Source organism: Luteibacter yeojuensis (assembly GCF_011742875.1).
GTDB classification, from domain to species: Bacteria; Pseudomonadota; Gammaproteobacteria; order Xanthomonadales; family Rhodanobacteraceae; genus Luteibacter; species Luteibacter yeojuensis.
On record NZ_JAAQTL010000001.1, the window covers coordinates 2708273 to 2726630 of the forward strand.

Annotated in this window: 15 protein-coding genes; 11 read left to right on the forward strand and 4 right to left on the reverse strand. The window is 65.6% G+C overall.

The window, feature by feature from the left end:
• Positions 1–6: 6 nt before the first annotated feature.
• The 3 genes from HBF32_RS12320 to HBF32_RS12330 all read right to left on the reverse strand — a co-directional run bounded on the left by HBF32_RS12320 (position 7) and on the right by HBF32_RS12330 (position 6236).
• A complete protein-coding gene (locus HBF32_RS12320; protein ID WP_166699899.1) occupies positions 7–2808 on the reverse strand; it encodes a M16 family metallopeptidase in 2802 nt (933 codons plus the stop codon).
• Positions 2809–2900: 92 nt separating this feature from the next.
• Positions 2901–3308: a DUF4156 domain-containing protein gene (locus HBF32_RS12325; RefSeq protein ID WP_166699900.1), complete on the reverse strand. Its 408-nt coding sequence runs from the start codon at positions 3306–3308 to the stop codon at positions 2901–2903.
• Between the two features lie 84 nt (positions 3309–3392).
• On the reverse strand, positions 3393–6236 hold the full coding sequence (locus HBF32_RS12330; protein WP_240147969.1) for a M16 family metallopeptidase: 2844 nt from the start codon (positions 6234–6236) through the stop codon (positions 3393–3395).
• Between the two features lie 426 nt (positions 6237–6662).
• On the opposite strand from HBF32_RS12330, the gene HBF32_RS12335 reads away from it, so the two are divergent.
• Both HBF32_RS12335 and HBF32_RS12340 read left to right on the forward strand, forming a co-directional pair.
• The gene (locus tag HBF32_RS12335; RefSeq protein ID WP_166699902.1) at positions 6663–6860 is read left to right on the forward strand and encodes a hypothetical protein; all 198 of its coding nucleotides are present in this window, start codon (positions 6663–6665) and stop codon (positions 6858–6860) included.
• A gap of 7 nt (positions 6861–6867) precedes the next feature.
• Positions 6868–7335, forward strand: a complete 468-nt coding sequence (locus tag HBF32_RS12340; protein WP_166699903.1) for a tRNA (cytidine(34)-2'-O)-methyltransferase — start codon at positions 6868–6870, stop codon at positions 7333–7335.
• A gap of 14 nt (positions 7336–7349) precedes the next feature.
• Here HBF32_RS12340 and HBF32_RS12345 read toward each other — a convergent pair whose 3' ends face one another.
• Entirely contained in the window at positions 7350–7646 is a 297-nt protein-coding gene (locus tag HBF32_RS12345; RefSeq protein ID WP_166699904.1) for a hypothetical protein, read from the reverse strand.
• Between the two features lie 706 nt (positions 7647–8352).
• Here HBF32_RS12345 and HBF32_RS12350 point away from each other — a divergent pair.
• From HBF32_RS12350 to HBF32_RS12390, 9 genes are all read left to right on the forward strand, one after another.
• Positions 8353–10185, forward strand: coding sequence for a type IV secretory system conjugative DNA transfer family protein (locus HBF32_RS12350; RefSeq protein WP_166699905.1), 1833 nt, complete (start codon positions 8353–8355; stop codon positions 10183–10185).
• A gap of 3 nt (positions 10186–10188) precedes the next feature.
• Positions 10189–10797, forward strand: a complete 609-nt coding sequence (locus tag HBF32_RS12355; RefSeq protein ID WP_166699906.1) for a hypothetical protein — start codon at positions 10189–10191, stop codon at positions 10795–10797.
• 18 nt (positions 10798–10815) lie between these two features.
• Positions 10816–12843, forward strand: coding sequence for a T6SS phospholipase effector Tle1-like catalytic domain-containing protein (locus tag HBF32_RS12360; protein ID WP_166699907.1), 2028 nt, complete (start codon positions 10816–10818; stop codon positions 12841–12843).
• Between the two features lie 100 nt (positions 12844–12943).
• Complete coding sequence (locus HBF32_RS12365) at positions 12944–13612, forward strand: ubiquinone biosynthesis accessory factor UbiJ (RefSeq protein WP_166699908.1); 669 nt, start codon at positions 12944–12946, stop codon at positions 13610–13612.
• A complete protein-coding gene (gene ubiB / locus HBF32_RS12370; protein ID WP_166699909.1) occupies positions 13609–15258 on the forward strand; it encodes a ubiquinone biosynthesis regulatory protein kinase UbiB in 1650 nt (549 codons plus the stop codon). Before HBF32_RS12365 ends, ubiB begins: the two co-directional genes overlap by 4 nt.
• A gap of 3 nt (positions 15259–15261) precedes the next feature.
• Entirely contained in the window at positions 15262–16032 is a 771-nt protein-coding gene (locus tag HBF32_RS12375; RefSeq protein WP_166699910.1) for a pseudouridine synthase, read from the forward strand.
• A 19-nt stretch (positions 16033–16051) separates the two neighbouring features.
• Positions 16052–16474 carry an alternative ribosome rescue aminoacyl-tRNA hydrolase ArfB gene (gene arfB / locus HBF32_RS12380; RefSeq protein WP_166699911.1) on the forward strand — a complete coding sequence of 141 codons (423 nt, stop codon included), beginning with the start codon at positions 16052–16054 and terminating at the stop codon, positions 16472–16474.
• Positions 16471–17058: a 1-acyl-sn-glycerol-3-phosphate acyltransferase gene (locus HBF32_RS12385; RefSeq protein WP_166699912.1), complete on the forward strand. Its 588-nt coding sequence runs from the start codon at positions 16471–16473 to the stop codon at positions 17056–17058. Before arfB ends, HBF32_RS12385 begins: the two co-directional genes overlap by 4 nt.
• Before the next feature lie 660 nt (positions 17059–17718).
• The gene (locus HBF32_RS12390; protein WP_166699913.1) at positions 17719–18180 is read left to right on the forward strand and encodes a hypothetical protein; all 462 of its coding nucleotides are present in this window, start codon (positions 17719–17721) and stop codon (positions 18178–18180) included.
• Positions 18181–18358 lie beyond the last annotated feature (178 nt).

The following is an 18358-nucleotide window of genomic DNA, read 5'->3' on the forward strand; positions in this document are numbered from 1 at the left end:
CCCCCGTCAGTCGATGACGCGGCCATCGCCGTCCACGAGGCGCAGGCCTGGGAACTGGGCCCGCAGCGGACCTTCGATATGCGTCCTGTCGCCAACGATCACCCACGTCTTCCGGCTTGTTTGCAAGACATCCTTCAAGGCCTTGCCGGCATCCTGCGTAGTGGTCTGGCTCAGCGTCTCCGGGAGGGTTCGCAGGAAGTCGTCGCGCCTGCCGAGCGTCACGTCGCCGGCGATCTGGTGCATGACCGACTCGCCCCGCTCGAGAGCACCGGCCAGGGAGCGAGCGAGCCCGATCGCGTGCCTGCCCACCTCGATGTCGGAAAGAGGCGACCGCTCCTCGACGAGACCGGCGATCTCGCGACGCAGCTCCGCGATGGCGGCGCCCGTGCGATCCGTCTGCACCCGCATGTCGATGGTCAACGGCCTCCGACCACGCTGCCTGGACAGGCTGGAATGCACACCGTACGTCCATCCTTTCGCCTCGCGCAGGTTCGTATCCAGCCGCGACCCCGGCCCGCCGGCGAAAACCATGTTGGCCAGCTCCAGCGCCACGCCGTTCGTCGCGGGCGGGGCGATGAGACCGAGAGCGATCTGCGATTGTCGTGCGTGCGGCCGATGCACGAGATAGGCCACCTCGTCCGGCGCCACGGAGGCCGCTTCCGCAGGCGGGGACGGCAACGGCGTGTCGGGAGCCCTCCAGTCGCCGAGCGCAGTGTTCAGCGTGGCGAGTGCGGCTTCCCTCGAGACATCGCCCACCACGATCACGCGAAGGTTGTCGGGACGAAGCATCGCGTCGCGAATGGCGCGAAGATCGTTCGCATCCATCGTCTCGATCGATGCGGGAGGACGCCCCTCATCGGTGCGCAGCCGGGCCAGGGTTGCCATGGCCACCTCATAGGCATCCGCCTGCCGGTCATCGGCGAACGCCATGAGCTGTGCCCGGATCCGTTCGACGTCGGCGGAGCGAAACGCCGCGCGCCGGGTCGCGTCGGCCATGACTGCCAGGGCGGATGCCAGTCGGCCGCGCGGCACCGCGAGGTCGAGCGTGCAGGTGTCGGCATCGCAATCGCTGCCGAGGGTGGCTCCCAAACGGTCGATCCGCCGCGCGAATTCCGATGCGCCGATGTCGGGGGTGCCTTGCCGGAGCATCGCCATCATGAAGCGCGCCGCGTCCGCCGGGTTCCCGCTCCCGCTGCCCCGGTCGAACTGAAAGAGCACATGGGTGAACGCGCCGCCGGCGCGTCTCGCCAGGACGAGTTCCGTCCCATTCCCCAGGCGGGCGCGCTCCAGCGGTGGAACGGGCAGCTTCGGCATCGCGACACTTACGGCGGGCACACGGGTTCGATCGACGCTCCAACCTCGCGTCACGGTGAAGTCGGATCTGGCATCGCTTCGCGCGGGCGGCTGTCCCCCGACCGGACCGCGCCCCGCGTCGGAGGCGTCTTCCGCCTCGGCGTCGAAACCGTCCGGTGCGGGCCTCACCAGGAGCGTGTGTCCAGGCCGGCCCAACCAGCTCGCGGCGGCCTCTCGCACGTCGGCGGCAGTGGTGACGTTCATGCGCTCGCGGAATGTCCATTCCGACTCGGGATCGCCGTGCCGCAACTGGCCCTGGACCAGCGCCCGCGCCATGCCGGACATCGTTTCCGTGGAGGCGAGGAAGCCGACCTCCTCGCGTGTCCGGGCCAGGGCGAGTTCGTCCCCGGCCGGCCCGTCCGCGATGAAGGCCGCCAACTCGCTGTCGAGCGCGGCTTCGACGACGGCGGGATCGACGTGCTCCGCGACATCGACGGCGACGACGAACATCCCCGCCAGCGCCCGTCTGGACAGCGTCACCTCGACACCGGACGCAAGGCCGTCCCTGGTCACCAGCCGGCGATGGAGTCGCGAGCTCCGGGTGCCTCCAAGGAGGGTCGCGGCGAGCTGGAGCGGAACCAGCGCCGCGGAACCCGCCCCGGTTCCGGGTACCGGCCAGGCCTTCACTATTCGCGTATGCGCGACCTTGCCGTGCATCACCGCGCGCGACGGCGCGGCGAACGGCACGACCCATGGCTGCTGGCGAACCCGGCCAGGACCCGGCGCGATGTCGGCGAAGTACGCCATGGCTTTCTCGCGGGCGACCTCCGGGGTGATGTCGCCTGCCATGACCAGCGTGGCATTGGCAGCGCCGTAATGCGCGCGGAACCATGTGCGCGCACGGTCGAGGGACACGTTTTCCAGATCGCCGGGAAGACCGTACCCGTCGCGATGGTAGGGATGGTTGGCGGGAAACACATGCCGCAGGAGCCTGGCCTGGGACCGGCCATGCGGCCGATCGAGCATCCCGCGACGCTCGTTGAGGACGATGTCGCGCTGGGTCCGCAACCGGGCCTCGTCGAGCGCGCCAAGGAGATGGCCCATGCGGTCGGATTCCAGCCACAGGGCCTTGTCGAGCGCACCCGTCGGCACCGTCTGGTAATAGGCTGTTTCGTCGACGTCGGTCGTGGCGTTGACCATCGTGCCGCCGCTTTCCAGGATCGCATCCAGGTGCGGGGCGCGGTGGTTTTCCGAGCCCGGGAACATGAGGTGCTCGGACAGGTGCGCCAGTCCCGATTGACCGGCCGGATCGTCGGCGGACCCGCTGCCGTACCAGACGCCCACCGAAACGATCGGCGCCTTGTGATCTTCGTGAACGAGGACGGTAAGGCCATTGGGCAGACGCAATCGCCGGTAGGCGACCCCCTCTGCCAGGGAGACGCCTGCACAGGCGCCGGCAAGCGAAACGAACAGCGTGACCTTCGCCAGACGCCCGGCACCGATGGACATGCCCATACCCACTCCCATGCTGATGAAGCATGGAAGTTAAAAGCCCTGCATGCGACGACCGTAGCGGCGTCCTGCCTCGCGACGGGTCGGGAAAGGACTCAGTTCTTGAGGGGAACGGTCTCGAAACCGCCCTGCGGCGTCGTGTTTGCCGGCGGCGGAGGCGGATTGCCGGCGCGCGCGGGGGCGACTGCGCGGTTTCCGCAGGTGTAGGCGCCCCACTCCTGCGAGCCGTCGCTGGGTTCGCCCAACGGCTTCACCGTGTCGGCGCCCATCTTCGCGGCTTCGTTGCGCGCCATGACTTCCAGTTCGTCGCGAACCTTCAGGTCGTTGCGATCCACGGGGCCGACGCGGCTCATGACGGAGACGGTGACCTTGCCCTGCTCGCGGCAGCTGCCGACGTCGCCGTTCCAGGCGGTACGCACGTTGCGCGCGCCGTCGTCGAGCTTGATGCCCCAGCTGCAGCCTGAGAGGACGAGTGGAACGAGGATGAGGAAGGTCTTGCGCATGGGTGGCTCCGGGAAAGCGGTCACTGGCTATGCTAGCCGGATGGACGTGGAGGCGCGATCTATTCGATCGCGCCTCCGCCCGGCTCACTTCGTGGCGTGGGTCGGTACCTGGCTGGCGTGCTTCGGCTTGACGGGATCGCCGTCGGCATCGACCACGTGCACCTCGCCAAGGTTCAACGCCCGGATGGGCGCCTCGATCTTGCGCAGGTCGCCCACGATCACCCAGGTCAGTGCGTCCGGATGGATGACCTCGGACAACGCTCCCTCCGCGGCCTTGCGATCGACGCCTTCGATGCGCGACTTCAGCGTCTGCACGTAGTCGTCGGGCCGGTCGTATACGACGATGCCCGTCATCGCTCCGAGCACGGCGCCCGTGGTTTCGAAGCTGCCCGGCAGCGCGCGGACGCGTTGCGAGCGGATCTTCGCGATCTCGTCGTCGGTCAGCGGCTTGGCACCGACGACAGCCTTCGCCTCCTTGAGGATTTCCGCAGCGGATTCGGCCGTCTTGTCGGTCTGTACCGGCGCGTAGATCAGCATCGGTCGCTGGCCCTGCGCATCGGAGAGCAGGCTGCCCGCGCCATAGGCCCAGCGCTTCTCCTCGCGCAGGTTCATGTTGAGGCGCGAGGTGAAGGTGCCGCCGAAGGCGCCGTTGGCGATGCCGAGGTCGAGGGCATTCTTCGCCTTCGTCGACGGCGCGATCAGGCCGGCGAGGATGAGCGACTGCGGCGCGTCGGTGCGGTTGATGAGGAACACGCGGGGTTTCGCCTGGATGGCGACCTTGCCGACGTTCTTCTTCGGCACCGGCGTGCCCGGCGGGGTCCAGTCGCCGAACACCGCGTCCAGCTGAGGCAGGATCTTCGCCAGCGTGGTGTCGCCCGCGACCAGGATGCGCACGTTGTCCGGGCGCAGGAAATCGCGCTGGAACGCCTTCAGGTCGTCGGCCTTTAGTGAGGCGATCGCTTCCTCGGTGCCGCTGCCGGTAAACGGAATGCCGTAGGCATGGTGACGGCCGTAGAGCAGCGGCGGAAGCGTGCGCAGCGCCAGGCCCGTCGGCTCGGTCTTCTCCTGCGCGATGCCGGCCAGCCACTGTCCGCGGATGCGTTCGATGTCCTCGGGCTTGAAGGCCGGATGGCGCACGATGTCGGCGAACAGGGCCAGCGAAGGCTTCAGTTCCGCATTGAGCGCGTTGAGCCCGACCGCGCAGGTGTCCAGCGAGCAGTTCGAATCGACGAAGGCGCCGAGACGCTCCTTGCGCCGCGCCACCTCGACGGAGTCCAGCGACGTGGTGCTTTCCTCCAGCAGCGTGGAGGTGAAGCTGGCGGTGCCCAGCTTGCGGCCCTGGTCGGCGGCGTAACCCGCGTCGAAGAGCAACTGGATCTGGGTCACCGGAATGGTATGACGCTCGGCCAGCACGACCTCCACGCCGTTCTTGAGCTTGCCTCGCTGGAGGGTCGGGAAGACGAGGTCGGGAAAGCTATTGACCGGGGGCACACCCTTGGAGCGATCCACGTCCGGCTTGGCGACCGTGTAGTCGGCGGCGTTGGGCAGCACCGCCGCGGGCTTCTTCCCGGAAGGACCGAGGCCCACGACCGCCTTGTCCTCCGCGGCGGGATCGAAGCCCGGACCGGCGGGAAGCACGGTCAGCGTGTAATCGCCCTTCGCGAGCCAGGTCTTCGAGGCCGACAGCACCGAAGCCACGGTGGCGGCCTGGGCCCGGGCCAGGTCCTTCTTGTACGCACCGGGATCGTTCCGGTACACCTGCCCCGCGGCCAGGATCGCGGCCTTGCCCGAACCGCCGACCTTCTCCAGGCCCCGGATGAAGCCGGCCGTGTTGACGACCTTGGCACGCGCCAGTTCGTCGTCGGTGGGGCCGTTGGCGAGGAAGGTCTTCCAGACGTCGGCGATGGCGGCTTCGACCTTCGCCGGATCCACGCCTTTCTTCACGTCGACGCTGAGCTGCACCTGGCTGGCCAGCGCGAACGGCGCGATGGCCACGCTCACGTCGTCGGCGAGCTTGTCCTGGTAGACGAGACGCTGGTAGAGGCGCGAGGTCTTGCCGCCGCCGAGGACGGTGGTGGCGAGGTCGAGCTGGATGGCGTCGTCGCTGCCCTGCTGCGGCACCACCCACGTACGCACGATGCGTACCTGCGCGACCTGGTCGTGCTGCGTGCCGCGCGTGGACGTCTGCACCGGCGTGATCCACGGCTGCTGGCGCGGCACCGGCGGGCCGGCGGGGATATCCCCGAAATATTTTTCGGCCTTGGCCTTCGCCTGGGCCACCGTGATGTCGCCGGCAAGCACGAGCGTGGTGTTCGCGGCGCCGTAATAGTCGTGGAACCACTTCTTCACGTCGGCAAGGGACGCCGCGTCGAGATCGGCCATCGAGCCGATGGTGTCGTGGTGGTAGGGATGGTCGGCGGGATAGGTGTTGAGCAGGATGTTCTCGTCCACGCGGCCGTAGGGACGGTTCTCGTCCTGCCGCTTCTCGTTCTGCACCACGCCGCGCTGCGTATCGAGTTCCTTCTGGCCGATGGCGCCCAGCAGGTGGCCCATGCGGTCCGATTCCATCCACAGGGCCATGTCGAGCGCCGTCGTGGGGACGGTCTCGAAGTAATTCGTGCGATCGAACCAGGTCGTGCCGTTCATGTCGGTGGCACCGGCCAGTTCGAACGGCTGGAAGTAAGTGCCCTTGTGGTTCTCCGAGCCGGAGAACATGAGGTGTTCGAAGAGATGGGCAAAGCCCGTCTTGCCGGCCGGTTCGTCGGCCGAGCCGACGTGGTACCAGATGCTGACGGCGACCACGGGTGCCTTGTGATCTTCGTGCACCACCACGGTGAGCCCGTTGGGCAGCTGGAAGCGGGTGTAAGCGATGTCGGGAATGGCGTCCGACGAAGCGGCGGTGGCGGACGCGGCACCGACCAGGGACATCAGCCCCGCGGCAAGCAGGGCGTAGCGATTCTTCATGTACGACTCCTCAGGGCCTTCTTGGCCTCGACTCTCCCCTGAGGCTAGCCCGCGCCGTCCGTCGGGCGCAATCGGTCTTCCGCCCCGGACACGGACGCTGTCCGGAAGACCCCGGTCAGTGTCCGCGGACAGCGGGGCACGCGGGGACGACCTGACAAACCTCATGCGAATCAGTTGATTGCGCGCTCTTAAAAGCTGGCACGGCGTTTGCCTTACTAGTCATGCCAGGCCGGTGGTCCCTTCCACCCGGCAACCGACGAGGAGAACGCCATGAAATACGAAATGCTGATGCTCCGCAGCCTGCTGATCACCACGATGCTGATCTGCGGCCTGACCCTCGGTCAGATGTTCTGACCGATCCGCATGAACACGATGCAAGGAAACGACCCCATGAAACACGAACTCCTGATGCTGCGCAGCCTGCTGGTCGCCTCGCTGCTCGTCTGCGGGCTGATCCTGGGCAACATGCTCACCTACACCGGCGAACCCATCCAGCTCGCCAACCTGGGGGCCGCGAGTACCGGCACCACCGCCACGGCCTGCACCCTGCCGCCGGACGGCGTCGTCTGCCCCTTCGCGGCCTCATAATGGGCGCATGCCCCACGTCATCCTGTTCCGACCTGAGATCCCGCCCAATACGGGCAACGTCATCCGCCTTTGCGCCAACACCGGCGCGGCTTTGCACCTCGTGCGACCGCTTGGCTTCGAGCTGGACGACACCCGCCTGCGCCGCGCCGGACTGGATTACCACGAGTTCGCCCGCGTCGCCGTCCACGACGACCTCGACGCCTGCCTCGCCGCCATCGGACCGACACGCGTCTTCGCCTTCTCGACCCGGGGCCGGCGCCTGCATACCGACGTGGCCTTCGAAGAAAACGACGCGCTGCTCTTCGGTTGCGAAACCGCCGGCCTGCCCGACGAGGTGATCGACGCCATTCCCGAAGCGCGGCGCATCCGCCTGCCCATGCGCCCGGGCAATCGCAGCCTCAACCTTTCCAATGCGGTGGCCGTGGCAGTGTTCGAAGCCTGGCGGCAGGCCGGCTTCGACGGCGCCGCCGACTAAGCGAGCCGCCCCGGCTAGTCCGCCGGAGACGTGATGGCCTCTCTGAGTTCCACCGCCACACACGCATGCGCCTGCGCCGCGCATTCGAGTCCAAGCTGCATCAGCACATCGATGCCTTCCAGCGAATGCGCCATCTTCTGACTGTTCACGGCTTCCGCCTCGTGGATCAGGTCGGCCAGCATCGCGGTCAACCCACGCGCATAGCGCAGCAACTCGGTGCCCTCATTCCATAGCGCGTGCGCCGACGCCGCAGGATCGATCCGCAAACAACTGCCGCCTTCCACACAACCTTCATGCTTCAACAAAGACATACCCATTCCTCCATGCAACACGCCCCTGTAGGAGCCGCTACAGCGGCGAGGGGTGCTCGCAAAAACACAACAAAACCGCCCTTCATCCCAGATGCGACACGCCCCCCAAAAAGCGACGTGCCGCGATGGAACAAAACGAAACCAACGGCCTCAAGGTTTCACCGGCAGCCCGTGCCCGGGCGCCGGATCGTTTCGGTGACAAAGTGGATGGCAGGCTCCGTCAGCCCACTCGACCGGCCACACAGCTACGCGCCGGGTGGCACGGCTAAGAAAAATCGGAAGCGGCGAACGGCCCTGCCGTTCGTCAACCGGCTCTATCGGGGGGATAGACGACCCGGTAACCGGTAAGGGTGCCGTCGGTGGGGAACCGGTGGGCGGGGGAGTGCCGTAGAATGGTCATAGCGGTCAATCAACGTAGTGGTTGGTTGGACGTTAGCGGGCCTCGTGGTGTTGTCGCACCCTTGGCCCGCGCTCTTCACCGCAACGAAGCGATGGTTGCCTGCGCAGCGATTACGATTCCGAGTGCAGGCAACGACGACAGGCTACCGCGTCGTATCCGCCTTGTCTCTAGCTTCGTGCACTTTTCCGATTCTTCTTGGCTGTCGTCCGATGCGTCAGAAGTCCGTCGGATTTTTCAGATTTCTTCCAAAGCCAACCTGCCGTTGACGTAGCTAGCATCCTCCCGTATCCGCACGGGAGGTTCCTCATGCACGCATGGAAGGCGGTCGGCGCCGTCATCGCAACGTCGGCCGCCCTCGCCGGCGCGGCCTATGGCTCCGGCTATCTGATTTACCTGTTGCTCGGTATCGACGCGCCGGTGGAGTGGCATACCGCGTGGCGCTACATGCAAGTCATCGACGAACCGCCGTACCAGCCGTATGCGTGGCGCATCAAGCTCGGCATCGGCCTGGGTTGTGGGCTGTCCTTCCTTGCCTGGTGCGCGGTCATGTGGCCGCTCGCGAAGTCGCTTTTCGGACCCAGCGCGGACAACGCATCGACCCACGGCGATGCCCGCTTCGCCACACTGGCCGACATCGAGAAGGCCGGCCTGCTGAAGCGCACGGACGAGAGCATCCTCATCGGCAAGTTCCAGGGCCACGAACTCTGGCTGAATGGTGCGCAGCACGTCATCAACATCAGCCCCACCCGCTCGGGCAAGACCGCGAGCGTCGCCAAGCCGGCCGGGCTGACGTACGCCCAATCCATGGTGATGCTCGACGTCAAGGGCGAACTCTACGAAGCCACCAGCGGCTATCGTGAGGCAGAAGGCGATCTGATCCGGGTCTGGGCGCCGTATAACGAGAAAGGCGAGACCCACCGCTTCAATCCGATGACGGTGCTGGATGGCATGGACCCCGGCAAGCGTATCGGCGAAATCCAGACCATCGCGGCCATCCTCTATCCCGACGCCCCGGGGCAGGATCCGTTCTGGTCGTCGCAAAGCCGTGCCGCGTTCACGGCGTTTACCTCATACATGTTCGAAGCGTGGGACCACGATCTGGCAGCGGCACAAGGCCCGAAACCGAACAGCAACGCCTCCGACAGGTTTCCCTCCTTCGAACGCATCTTGCGCCTGTCCAGCGGCGAGCGTCAGGGCGGTACGAAGGCGTTGCTGTATTCCGTCCTGAAAGACACCTCCATGACCTTCGTGAGCGTGCAGACACGCACGGTGTTCGCCAACCTCGCCGGCCTGGCCGAGCAGACGTTCTCGTCGGTCATCGCCTGCATGCAGGCACCGCTCCAGCAGTTCCTCAGCCCGATCCTCGCGGCCGCCACAAATGCCACGGATATCGACGTGAAGAGCCTGCGCCGGCGGCTGACCACGCTCTTCGTCAATATCCCGACGAATAAGCTGGACGAAAGCAGCAAGCTGCTGAACATCTTCTTCAGCACGGTCATCGGCAACAACCTGGACAAGCAGTTGGTCGAGGAGCCCGGCCTGAAATACCAGGTGCTGATGCTTATGGACGAATTCACCGCCATGGGCCGGGTGGATGTATGGGCCAAGCGTATATCGATCGCGGCCAGCTACGGTGTGCGCGACCTGTGCATCATCCAGAGCCGTGCGCAGTTGAACGGTACCTATGGCGAGAACGACGCGCAGAACTTCATCACCAACCACGGCGCGCAGATCGTCTTCGCACCGCGCGAACAGGCCGACGCCAACACCTACAGCGAAATGCTGGGCTACCGAACGGTGCTCAAGCAGCAACGCAGCACCAGCCGGGGCCAGGGCGGAACCCAGGTGTCGACCAGCTATGTCGAAGAACGCCGCGCCCTGCTCCTGCCGCAGGAGGTCAAGGAACTGCCGGCGGACGACGAGCTGATCTTTTTAGAAGGTTGCAAGCCCATCCGCGCGCAGAAGAACTGGTTCTTCAAGGACAAGGTGCTCCAGCAGCGGGCAAACATGCCACCCGCATGCATCGTGCGGGATCCGGAGCCTGACGTCGTGCAGGCATCCTATGCTGTCCAGAAGTCGAAAAGTGGGCCGATGAGGGCGGCGTTGGCAGAAGGCACACGCCAAGAGGTGGTGGCATAAGCCATGAAGACGCATGGAATCGCCGTCATGGCGTTGTTGTTGACCGCCGTGGCGCTTACCGCCTGCTCACCAGCCTCACCGACGCTGAAAAGCGATGAGGACAGGCTGCGAGCGGAACTCAACCTCAAGCCGGCGAAATGGCCGCTGAAGTTCAAGGAGCACACATTTATTCCGCTCTGCTACAGCACGTTGGCGTGCAAGGTCTCGTACGCAGGCCCCCCGTGGATCGATGACAAGCCGTCGCCACCTTCTTCCACGTACGGGCCGAAATACCTCGATCACATCATGGGCGGCCACGTCGGTATCAGCAATTTCCCCGATCCTGCGGAAGTCACCTGGCGTTCGATGGATGGCGTCGAACACAAAGCTCTTATCGACATTGGTGCGATCTTTCGCGATCGCGTGGTCCGGCACAACGTGCCGAGGGAGGAAGTGGCCGAGCTTGTCCATGGCAAGTTGAGCGGCAACCCCCTCATTCTCCTGGAGGTCAACGATCGAACGATTCGCGTCTATATGCGGGCATTTATTCCCACCAAGCATTTGAGCGATCCGGACAATCCGCTTAGTGATCGCCGCGATGAACTAGTCCTCGCCAGAACCTACCAGTACTGAACATAAGGAACATGATCCATGGGACAACTTCTTTCAGGCGGCGCCACGCGACCGGCCACTGCGAGCGACCTGGATGCTTACGAAAGGATGCGCAAGGAGCAGGCAAAGCAGCGAGCACCAGTACTTCAACGAAGCAATCAGGCGAATGAGTATCTGTTTCTCGCCCTCTTTGACGGCACCGGACAGAGTGCCGAGGATCCAAAGCAGTCACTGACGAATATCGGTCACTTTAGAAGTCAGGCGCGTGAACTGGCAACGAACACGAGCAACCGATTTGGCCTCGGCTACGCTGAAGGCATTGGCACGCAGAAGAACCCAATTACCCGTCTGATTGACGGGGCCTTTCCCTACACCTGGGACGATAAGATCGAGCAGGTGTACTGGGATCTTGCGCGCAAGACCTCGGAATGGGTGGAACAAGACCCGTATGCACGCATCCGCGTCGTCGGTGTCGGCTACAGCCGCGGCGCCGTCCTCGTGCCTGGTCTGGCACGCTTGATCGACCAGTACGGCATCGTTGATCCCAAAGGGCTGACCTTCGGTCGCGATGCTCATGGCAACATCAGTGTGAGGTCATCGCGCACGCTCGTCGCTCCCGGCGAGGTCGCCCAGGCCGTGGGCTTGTTCGATCCGGTCGGCACGAACCTGCCGAAGAACTACGACGCGCGCCTGCCTAAATCCGTGCTGTCGGGCTTCTCGCAACTGGCCCGCGACGAACAGCGCGAGCTGTTTCCGCACCAGACCATCCTCGATCCCGAATGGTCCGAGGATGGCCGCTTCCTCAGTGCCACGCTGCCCGGCGGGCATTCCAATATCGGCGGCGGCAACCGGGAGTCCGGATTGGAAAGCCTGGCTTTCAACGGCATGGCCGATTACCTCAATACGTTGACCGACCGGTTCCAGTTCGCGCCGCGCAAGGTGCCGAACGATCCGGCGCAGTTCACCATCTTCCAGGCTGGCGGGGCGACCGCGGCTTTCGGCCTGCGCATGGACACCGATGGCGAGCGCAACCTCCACGATGAACTGGCGAACTGTAAAATCGTCGATATCTGCCGCGATGCCGATCCCGTGGACGTGGCACTGGCCGCCCGCTTCGACTGGCAGCGCGTCGCTCCGCAGCCGCCCCGTGACCTGCCACACCTCCCCGGCGCGCCCACCATGGCGCACGCGCAGGCCGTCTCGCCGCCCGCGGTGGTGCCTGTCATTCGCCTCGACGATCCCAGCCATCCCGATCATGGGATGTTCCTCGCCGCACAGTCCCACGTCCATGCGCTCGACCAGCGCTTCGGGCGACAGCCCGACCAGGGCAGCGACAATCTGAGCGCCGCCCTGGTCGTCGCCGCGCGCGCCGGAGGTCTGCGTCAGATCGACCGCGTAGATCTGAGCCCGGACGGGAATACCCTGGCTGCCGTGGAGACCCCGCACGGTTGGCCGGAGCGGCGCAGCGAGGTCTCCGTCGCCGCCTCGATGGGTCAGTCGATGGCACGCAGCGCCGACGAGTGGTCCGCGGCGATGGGGACATTCGATGAGCACCGGACGACTCGGTACGAAGCGGTGCGCGAACCCTATGCCGTGCACCCGTCGGCGCAGCCAGCCCAGCCCGCGACGGCACATGATCGGGGAACCGAGGTCACGCGCGATCCGATCGGCATCTCGCCGCCGATGCCCCATCGCCACCATGCGGCCCCGGACGAGTACGACCCGCGACAGCTCGGCCCCGAAAAGCATGCGCTGTACAACGCCTTGCACGAACACATCCCCGAAGCCTCGCCGGATCGCCTGCTCCAGTTCACGGCGGCCTGTCATGCGCACCGCATTACGGCCGAAACCCTGGATACGGTTTATCTGGACGAGCCCAGCATGACCGCCAACTTCCGTGGCACGGATTGGCTGGCGACGCCGGCCGTCGTCGATCTGACCACCCCACCGCCCCTGCCCGAACAGTCGATCCAGGAGATCCAGCAGGTCGATGCGCACCGGATGCAGATCGCGCAGGAGATTGCGCAGGCGATTCAGCTCAGCCAGCAGCAGGGATTGTCGCGATAACGTCACGGTGTATGGGGCATCCGCATCCCTGTTTCACCTTGCCGGGCGCCTCCCCTAAATACATTCATCGGTCCCGACCGCCCGAGTTACAATCCGGGGCATGACCCCCGATCGCCCCGCGGCCGACGCCGGCCCCAACCGTTTCCTGCCTCGTCCCCTGCGCGTCCTCGCCGGACGCGCGATGGAAGCCGCGCTCAACCGCGCCGTGGACCTCGATCCGGATACGCGCGCGCGCCTCGACGCCCTCGACGGCCGGAGTATCCAGGTCTTCCTTGACGGCCCGGCTCTCGCCGTGCGCATCTCGGTGGCGAAGGGCCGGCTTCGCGTCGGCCCTCCCGAGGAAGGCGGCAGCCTCCGCGTGAACGCGTCGCCCGGCAGCCTGCTCGCCATGGCCCTGCGCCGCGACGACGACGGTATCGCCCCCGGCAAGGTGGAGATCGCCGGCGATGCGGAACTGGCGCGCCGTCTCGAAAAGCTCGCGCGCCAGTATGCCCCGGACGTGGAGGAAGCGTTCGCGAAGACCTTCGGCGACGTCATCGGCGTACCGCTCGCGAAGGCCCTGCGCGACGCGCTCGCCCACGCGAAGGAATCGTTCGCGCACCTCACCGAGGACACGGCGGACTGGCTGCGCGACGAAGGACGCGTGGCGGTGGCCCCCGGCGAGATGGACGACTTCCTCGACGGCGTCGACGCGGTACGCGAACGCACGGAGCGCGCGGAGGCCCGGCTCGGCCGTCTCGAGCGCATGCTGAAGGAGCGTGGCGCATGACGCCGCTGCGCCTTGCGCCACGCCTGCTGCGCGTCGCCGCCGTACTGCTCAAATACCAGCTCGACGAACTCGTGGACGGGGCGCACCTGTTCCGCCCCCTGAAGCTCGTCCGTCCACTGTTCCCGTCGGCGTCGGCCGACGTGCGCACCTTGCCGCGGGGCGCCCGCCTGCGCCTCGCGCTCACCGAACTCGGCCCCATCTTCGTCAAGGCCGGCCAGGTGCTGTCGACGCGCCGCGACCTCGTCCCCGCCGACGTGGCCGACGAACTGGCGCTGCTCCAGGACCAGGTGCCCGCCTTCCCTGGCGGCGAGGCGCGGGCCATCGTGGAGCGCGAACTGCGCGCGCCGATCGGCACGCTGTACGCTTCCTTCGACGAGGCCGCGCTAGCCTCCGCCTCCATCGCCCAGGTGCACGCCGCGACGCTGCACGACGGTCGCGACGTCGTGGTCAAGGTGCTGCGTCCAGGCATCGACAAACGCATCGCGCGGGATGTCGACCTCCTGCACGCGCTCGGCCAGCTCGCCCAGCGCTGGCACCCGAACGCGGACAAGATCCGGCCGCTCGATGTCGTGGCCGAGGTCGAGAAGATGCTTTCCAACGAACTCGACCTGCAGCGCGAAGGTGCCAGCGCCAGCCTGCTCCGGCGCAACTTCGCCAGCGGCATCGACCTCTACGTGCCCGAGGTGCACTGGGACTACAGCACCGAGCGTGTGCTGACCCTGGAGCGCGTGCGCGGCGTGAGTGCCGACGACATCGCGGCGATCGACGCCGCCGGCCTCGACCGCAAGCGTCTGGCGGAGAAAGGCGTCAGGCTCTTTTACGAACAGGTGTTCCGCGACAACTTCTTCCATGCCGACGCGCATCCCGGCAACATCTGGGTCGACACCTCGCGCCTCGACGAGCCGCGTTTCATCGCACTCGATTTCGGCATCATGGGGTCCTTGCCGGAAGCCGACCAGTACTGGCTGGCCGAGAACTTCATCGCCCTGTTCGAGCGCGATTACGCGCGTATCGCGCAGCTGCACGTGGCCGCGGGGTGGATGCCGTCGACGATCCGCCTGGACGAACTCGAAGCCGCCGTGCGCACGGTGTGCGAGCCGTACTTCACCCGGCCGCTCGCGCAGATTTCCATCGCCGAGCTGGTCGTGAAGCTGTTCCAGACCGCGCGCCGCTTCGAGTTGACGCTGCAGCCGCAACTGATCCTCTTGCAGAAGACGCTGCTGAACATCGAGGGCGTCGGCCGGATGCTCGATCCGGAGATCGACATCTGGGCCGTCGCGCATCCGGTGCTGCGGCGCATCCTGCGTGAACGCTACAGCGTGCGGGCGACCCTGCGCGACGTGCGCCGCCGCCTGCCCGAGTGGATCCATACCGCGCCGCGCGTCCCGGAACTGGTGCGCGACGCCCTTCGCCAGGTGGCGAGCGGACAGCAGGTGCAGGTGGCGGACCCCGTAGCGCTCTCACTGATGCGCGAAGATGCCCGCCGGATGCGCCGGCTGGTCGCGTGCGGCCTGCTCGGCTCGACCCTGCTCATTTCCGCCGCCTTGCTGGGGACACTGGCGCCGCACGCGATGTGGCCGGCCGTGGCGGTCGCGGTGGCGGGAGTCGTCGCCTTCGCCGCGGGCTGGCCCCGGCGCATTCCCTGACCCGTGCTGGCGATCCTTTACCAGGACGACGACATCGTCGCCGTCAACAAGCCCGCGAACCTCGCCGTGCACCGGTCGACGTTCGTCGGCCCGGACGATGCCTTCCTCATCGACCTGCTGCGCGAACAGGTGGAGGGACGCCTGCACCTTGCGCACCGCCTCGACCGGGCCACGTCGGGCGTGCTGCTGGTGGCGCGGTCGCCGGAGATCGCCGCACAACTCGGCGAGCAGTTCATGGGTCGCAGCGTGCGCAAGCGTTACCTCGCCGTCGTGCGGGGGTGGCCGGAGCCGGCCGAAGGCATGGTGGACTATCCCCTGCCCGGCTCACGCGACACAGGTCCGCGGAAGGAAGCCCGTACCGTCTACCGCCGCCTCGCGACCGTCGAGGTGGACATCCCGCTTGGACGCTACGAGAAACAGCGGTATGCACTGGTGGGCGCGGAACCGCTGACGGGCCGCTTCCGCCAGATCCGCAAGCACTTCGCGCACATCCATCACCCTATCGTGGGCGACAGCCAGCACGGCCGGGGCGACCACAACCGCCTGTTCAAGCAGCACTTCGCATCGCACCGCCTGTTGCTCCACGCGGACATGCTCGCGTTCGCGCATCCGCGGGACGGGCGCGCGATGATGCTGCGCGCCGCTCTCGACGAGACCTGGAGGCGATTGATCGGGCGTTTCGGCTGGGAAGAAGACTGGAGCCGATGGTCGGCACAGGTGGGTGAGGACCGGCCCGGCGACGCGACATCCCGCGAGGCTCCCTCGCCGCTATAGCGTTAGAATCCACCTCGACATGCTCACCGTGACCCGCTCCATCGCCATCCCCGACGCCGAACTGGTCGAGCGCTTCACGCGTGCGGACGGCCCCGGGGGCCAGCACGTCAACCGCACCGAAAGCGCGGTCGAACTGCGTTTCGACGTGGCCGGCTCGCCGTCGTTGCCCGACGACGTACGCGAACGCCTGCTCGCCCGGCGCGACCGCCGCATGACCGACGCGGGCGTCCTCGTCATCCAGGCCCGCCGCTTCCGCGACCAGGCACGCAATCGCGAAGACGCTCGCGAGCGCCTCGCCGAGATCGTCCGCGAAGGAACCGTCGTGGCGAAGAAACGCGTGGCCACGAAACCGACGCGCGCCTCGAAAGAGCGCCGCCTCGAGGGCAAGGCGCAGCGTTCGCAGACGAAGAAGACGCGCTCGCGCGACTGGAGCCGCGAGTGAGTGTCGGCTCCTTCGACCTGCCGCCACAGGCGCCGGCGCTTCCGGATTCCGCATGGAGGCGCTTCTGCCGCTGGGCGATCCGGCTGAGCGGCTGGCGCATCGTGGGTGAGCTGCCTAACCTGCCGAAGCTGATCCTGATCGGCGCGCCGCATTCGTCCTATTGGGACGGCGTGTGGGGTCTCCTGATGAAGTCGGCCCTCGGGCTCGATCTCGGCGTGATGATCAAGCGCGAGGTGTTCAACGGCCCCTACGGCCCGATCGTCCGCCGCCTCGGCTTGATCCCCATCGACCGCTCCGCCGCCACCAACGTGGTCGACCAGATGGTCGCGCGCTTCGCCAGCCACGAGAAGATGTGGCTGGGCATCACGCCCGAAGGCACACGCAAGCCCGTGAAGCAGTGGAAGTCCGGCTTCCTGCGCATCGCGCGCGCCTCCGGCGTCCCCATCCAGCCGATCTTCATCGACTATCCCACGAAGACCTTCACCGCCGGCCCCCTGGTCGAAGCGACCGACGACACCGACGCCGACATGGCGCGCATCCGCGCGATGTTTACCGGCTACCGCGGCAAGCATCGCAACGTTTGACCTACCGGTGCTATGGCTAAGCCATAGCACCGGTAGGTCAGCCCAAACCTTGGCGGTGCCTAACCTTGAAGTTCACGCGCGTGGCCCATTTGTTGACGGCCACGATCCTATAAGTGCCCGGTCCTAGATCCTGCACATACGACGATAGCCCACTCGTAACATCCATCCATTCTCCGCCCACCATTTTCTGCAGGTATATCGTCACTCCTACCGCAGATGCGGAGAACGCGCTATGACAGGTCGTCGTCCAAACATGTACAACCGATGCCTCACCGGAATTCAGCCTCCCCTCCGAAGTCATCTGTGGCAGATAGCCGATGCATCGCCCCCAATCCCCTTGGCCTCGCGTAATAACATGTCTCGTGAATTGAGCTTGAGCCGATGCTGTGACCAATAGAAGCACGCCTATCATGACACCATGAATCAAGACTTTCATGACAATCCTCATCGCTGCGCGTGATTGCGCCCACTGACCATACGACGGACATCACGCGCGAACTGTAGGCCATCAATTGGCCCTCACGTGGGTAGATGTACTCGCGGCCCCGACTTATGCCTTACTCGTTGCAGGAATGAGTCAGGCCCTCCCGCCTGCTTTTGCCGACTGTAACTAGGCGCTCCTGCGGCGAAGCTTGGCTCCAGAGAAAAAAGGGAGCACGCATGGAATTCACTATTGGCATGAGGACACCGGGAGCGTTCACGGCAGGAAAGTGCCTGGAGCGCGAACGATCAAACGAATTCGGGTTTCGGGACCATCCCATCGAGAAAGGCAACCCCTCGGATGTCGCAGAAGATCTGCCGGAGTACTTGCAAGACCGACTGACGAGCCTGGATCTTCGATCCATCGATTCCGCACAGCTTCGCGATCTTGCGGCAAACCTACTCTGGGAGGGCTATATCTCTGAGAGCGCGTTCGCGAAGTTTGCGATCTATCATATGGATCATCCGGGCCCCTTGGACTTGACCGCATGGATCGATCAGGCTCAAAAAAAAATCGATAACGGAATGCTTGCCAAGTACCCCGTCGCAATTCGAGAGTATGAGGCCGGCATCGATGCAGCCGAAGGCATCCGAAAGATGGTTGACTACTTAAGTGGACAGAGTGTCGACGTCCAAGCTTAGGGATGCTCTGATTTATTCCCCATCTGCGGCATCATAGCCATCCTCACCATCCGTTCCCAGGAAGCCCACCGCCGATGAAGCAGCGTTCCTTTGGAGTCTGTAAATTGAACTGTGTAACTGCCCTTTGAGAAGATGCGGCTAGCCGCAGGGAGCAGTGACATTGGATTTGAGAAAAGCG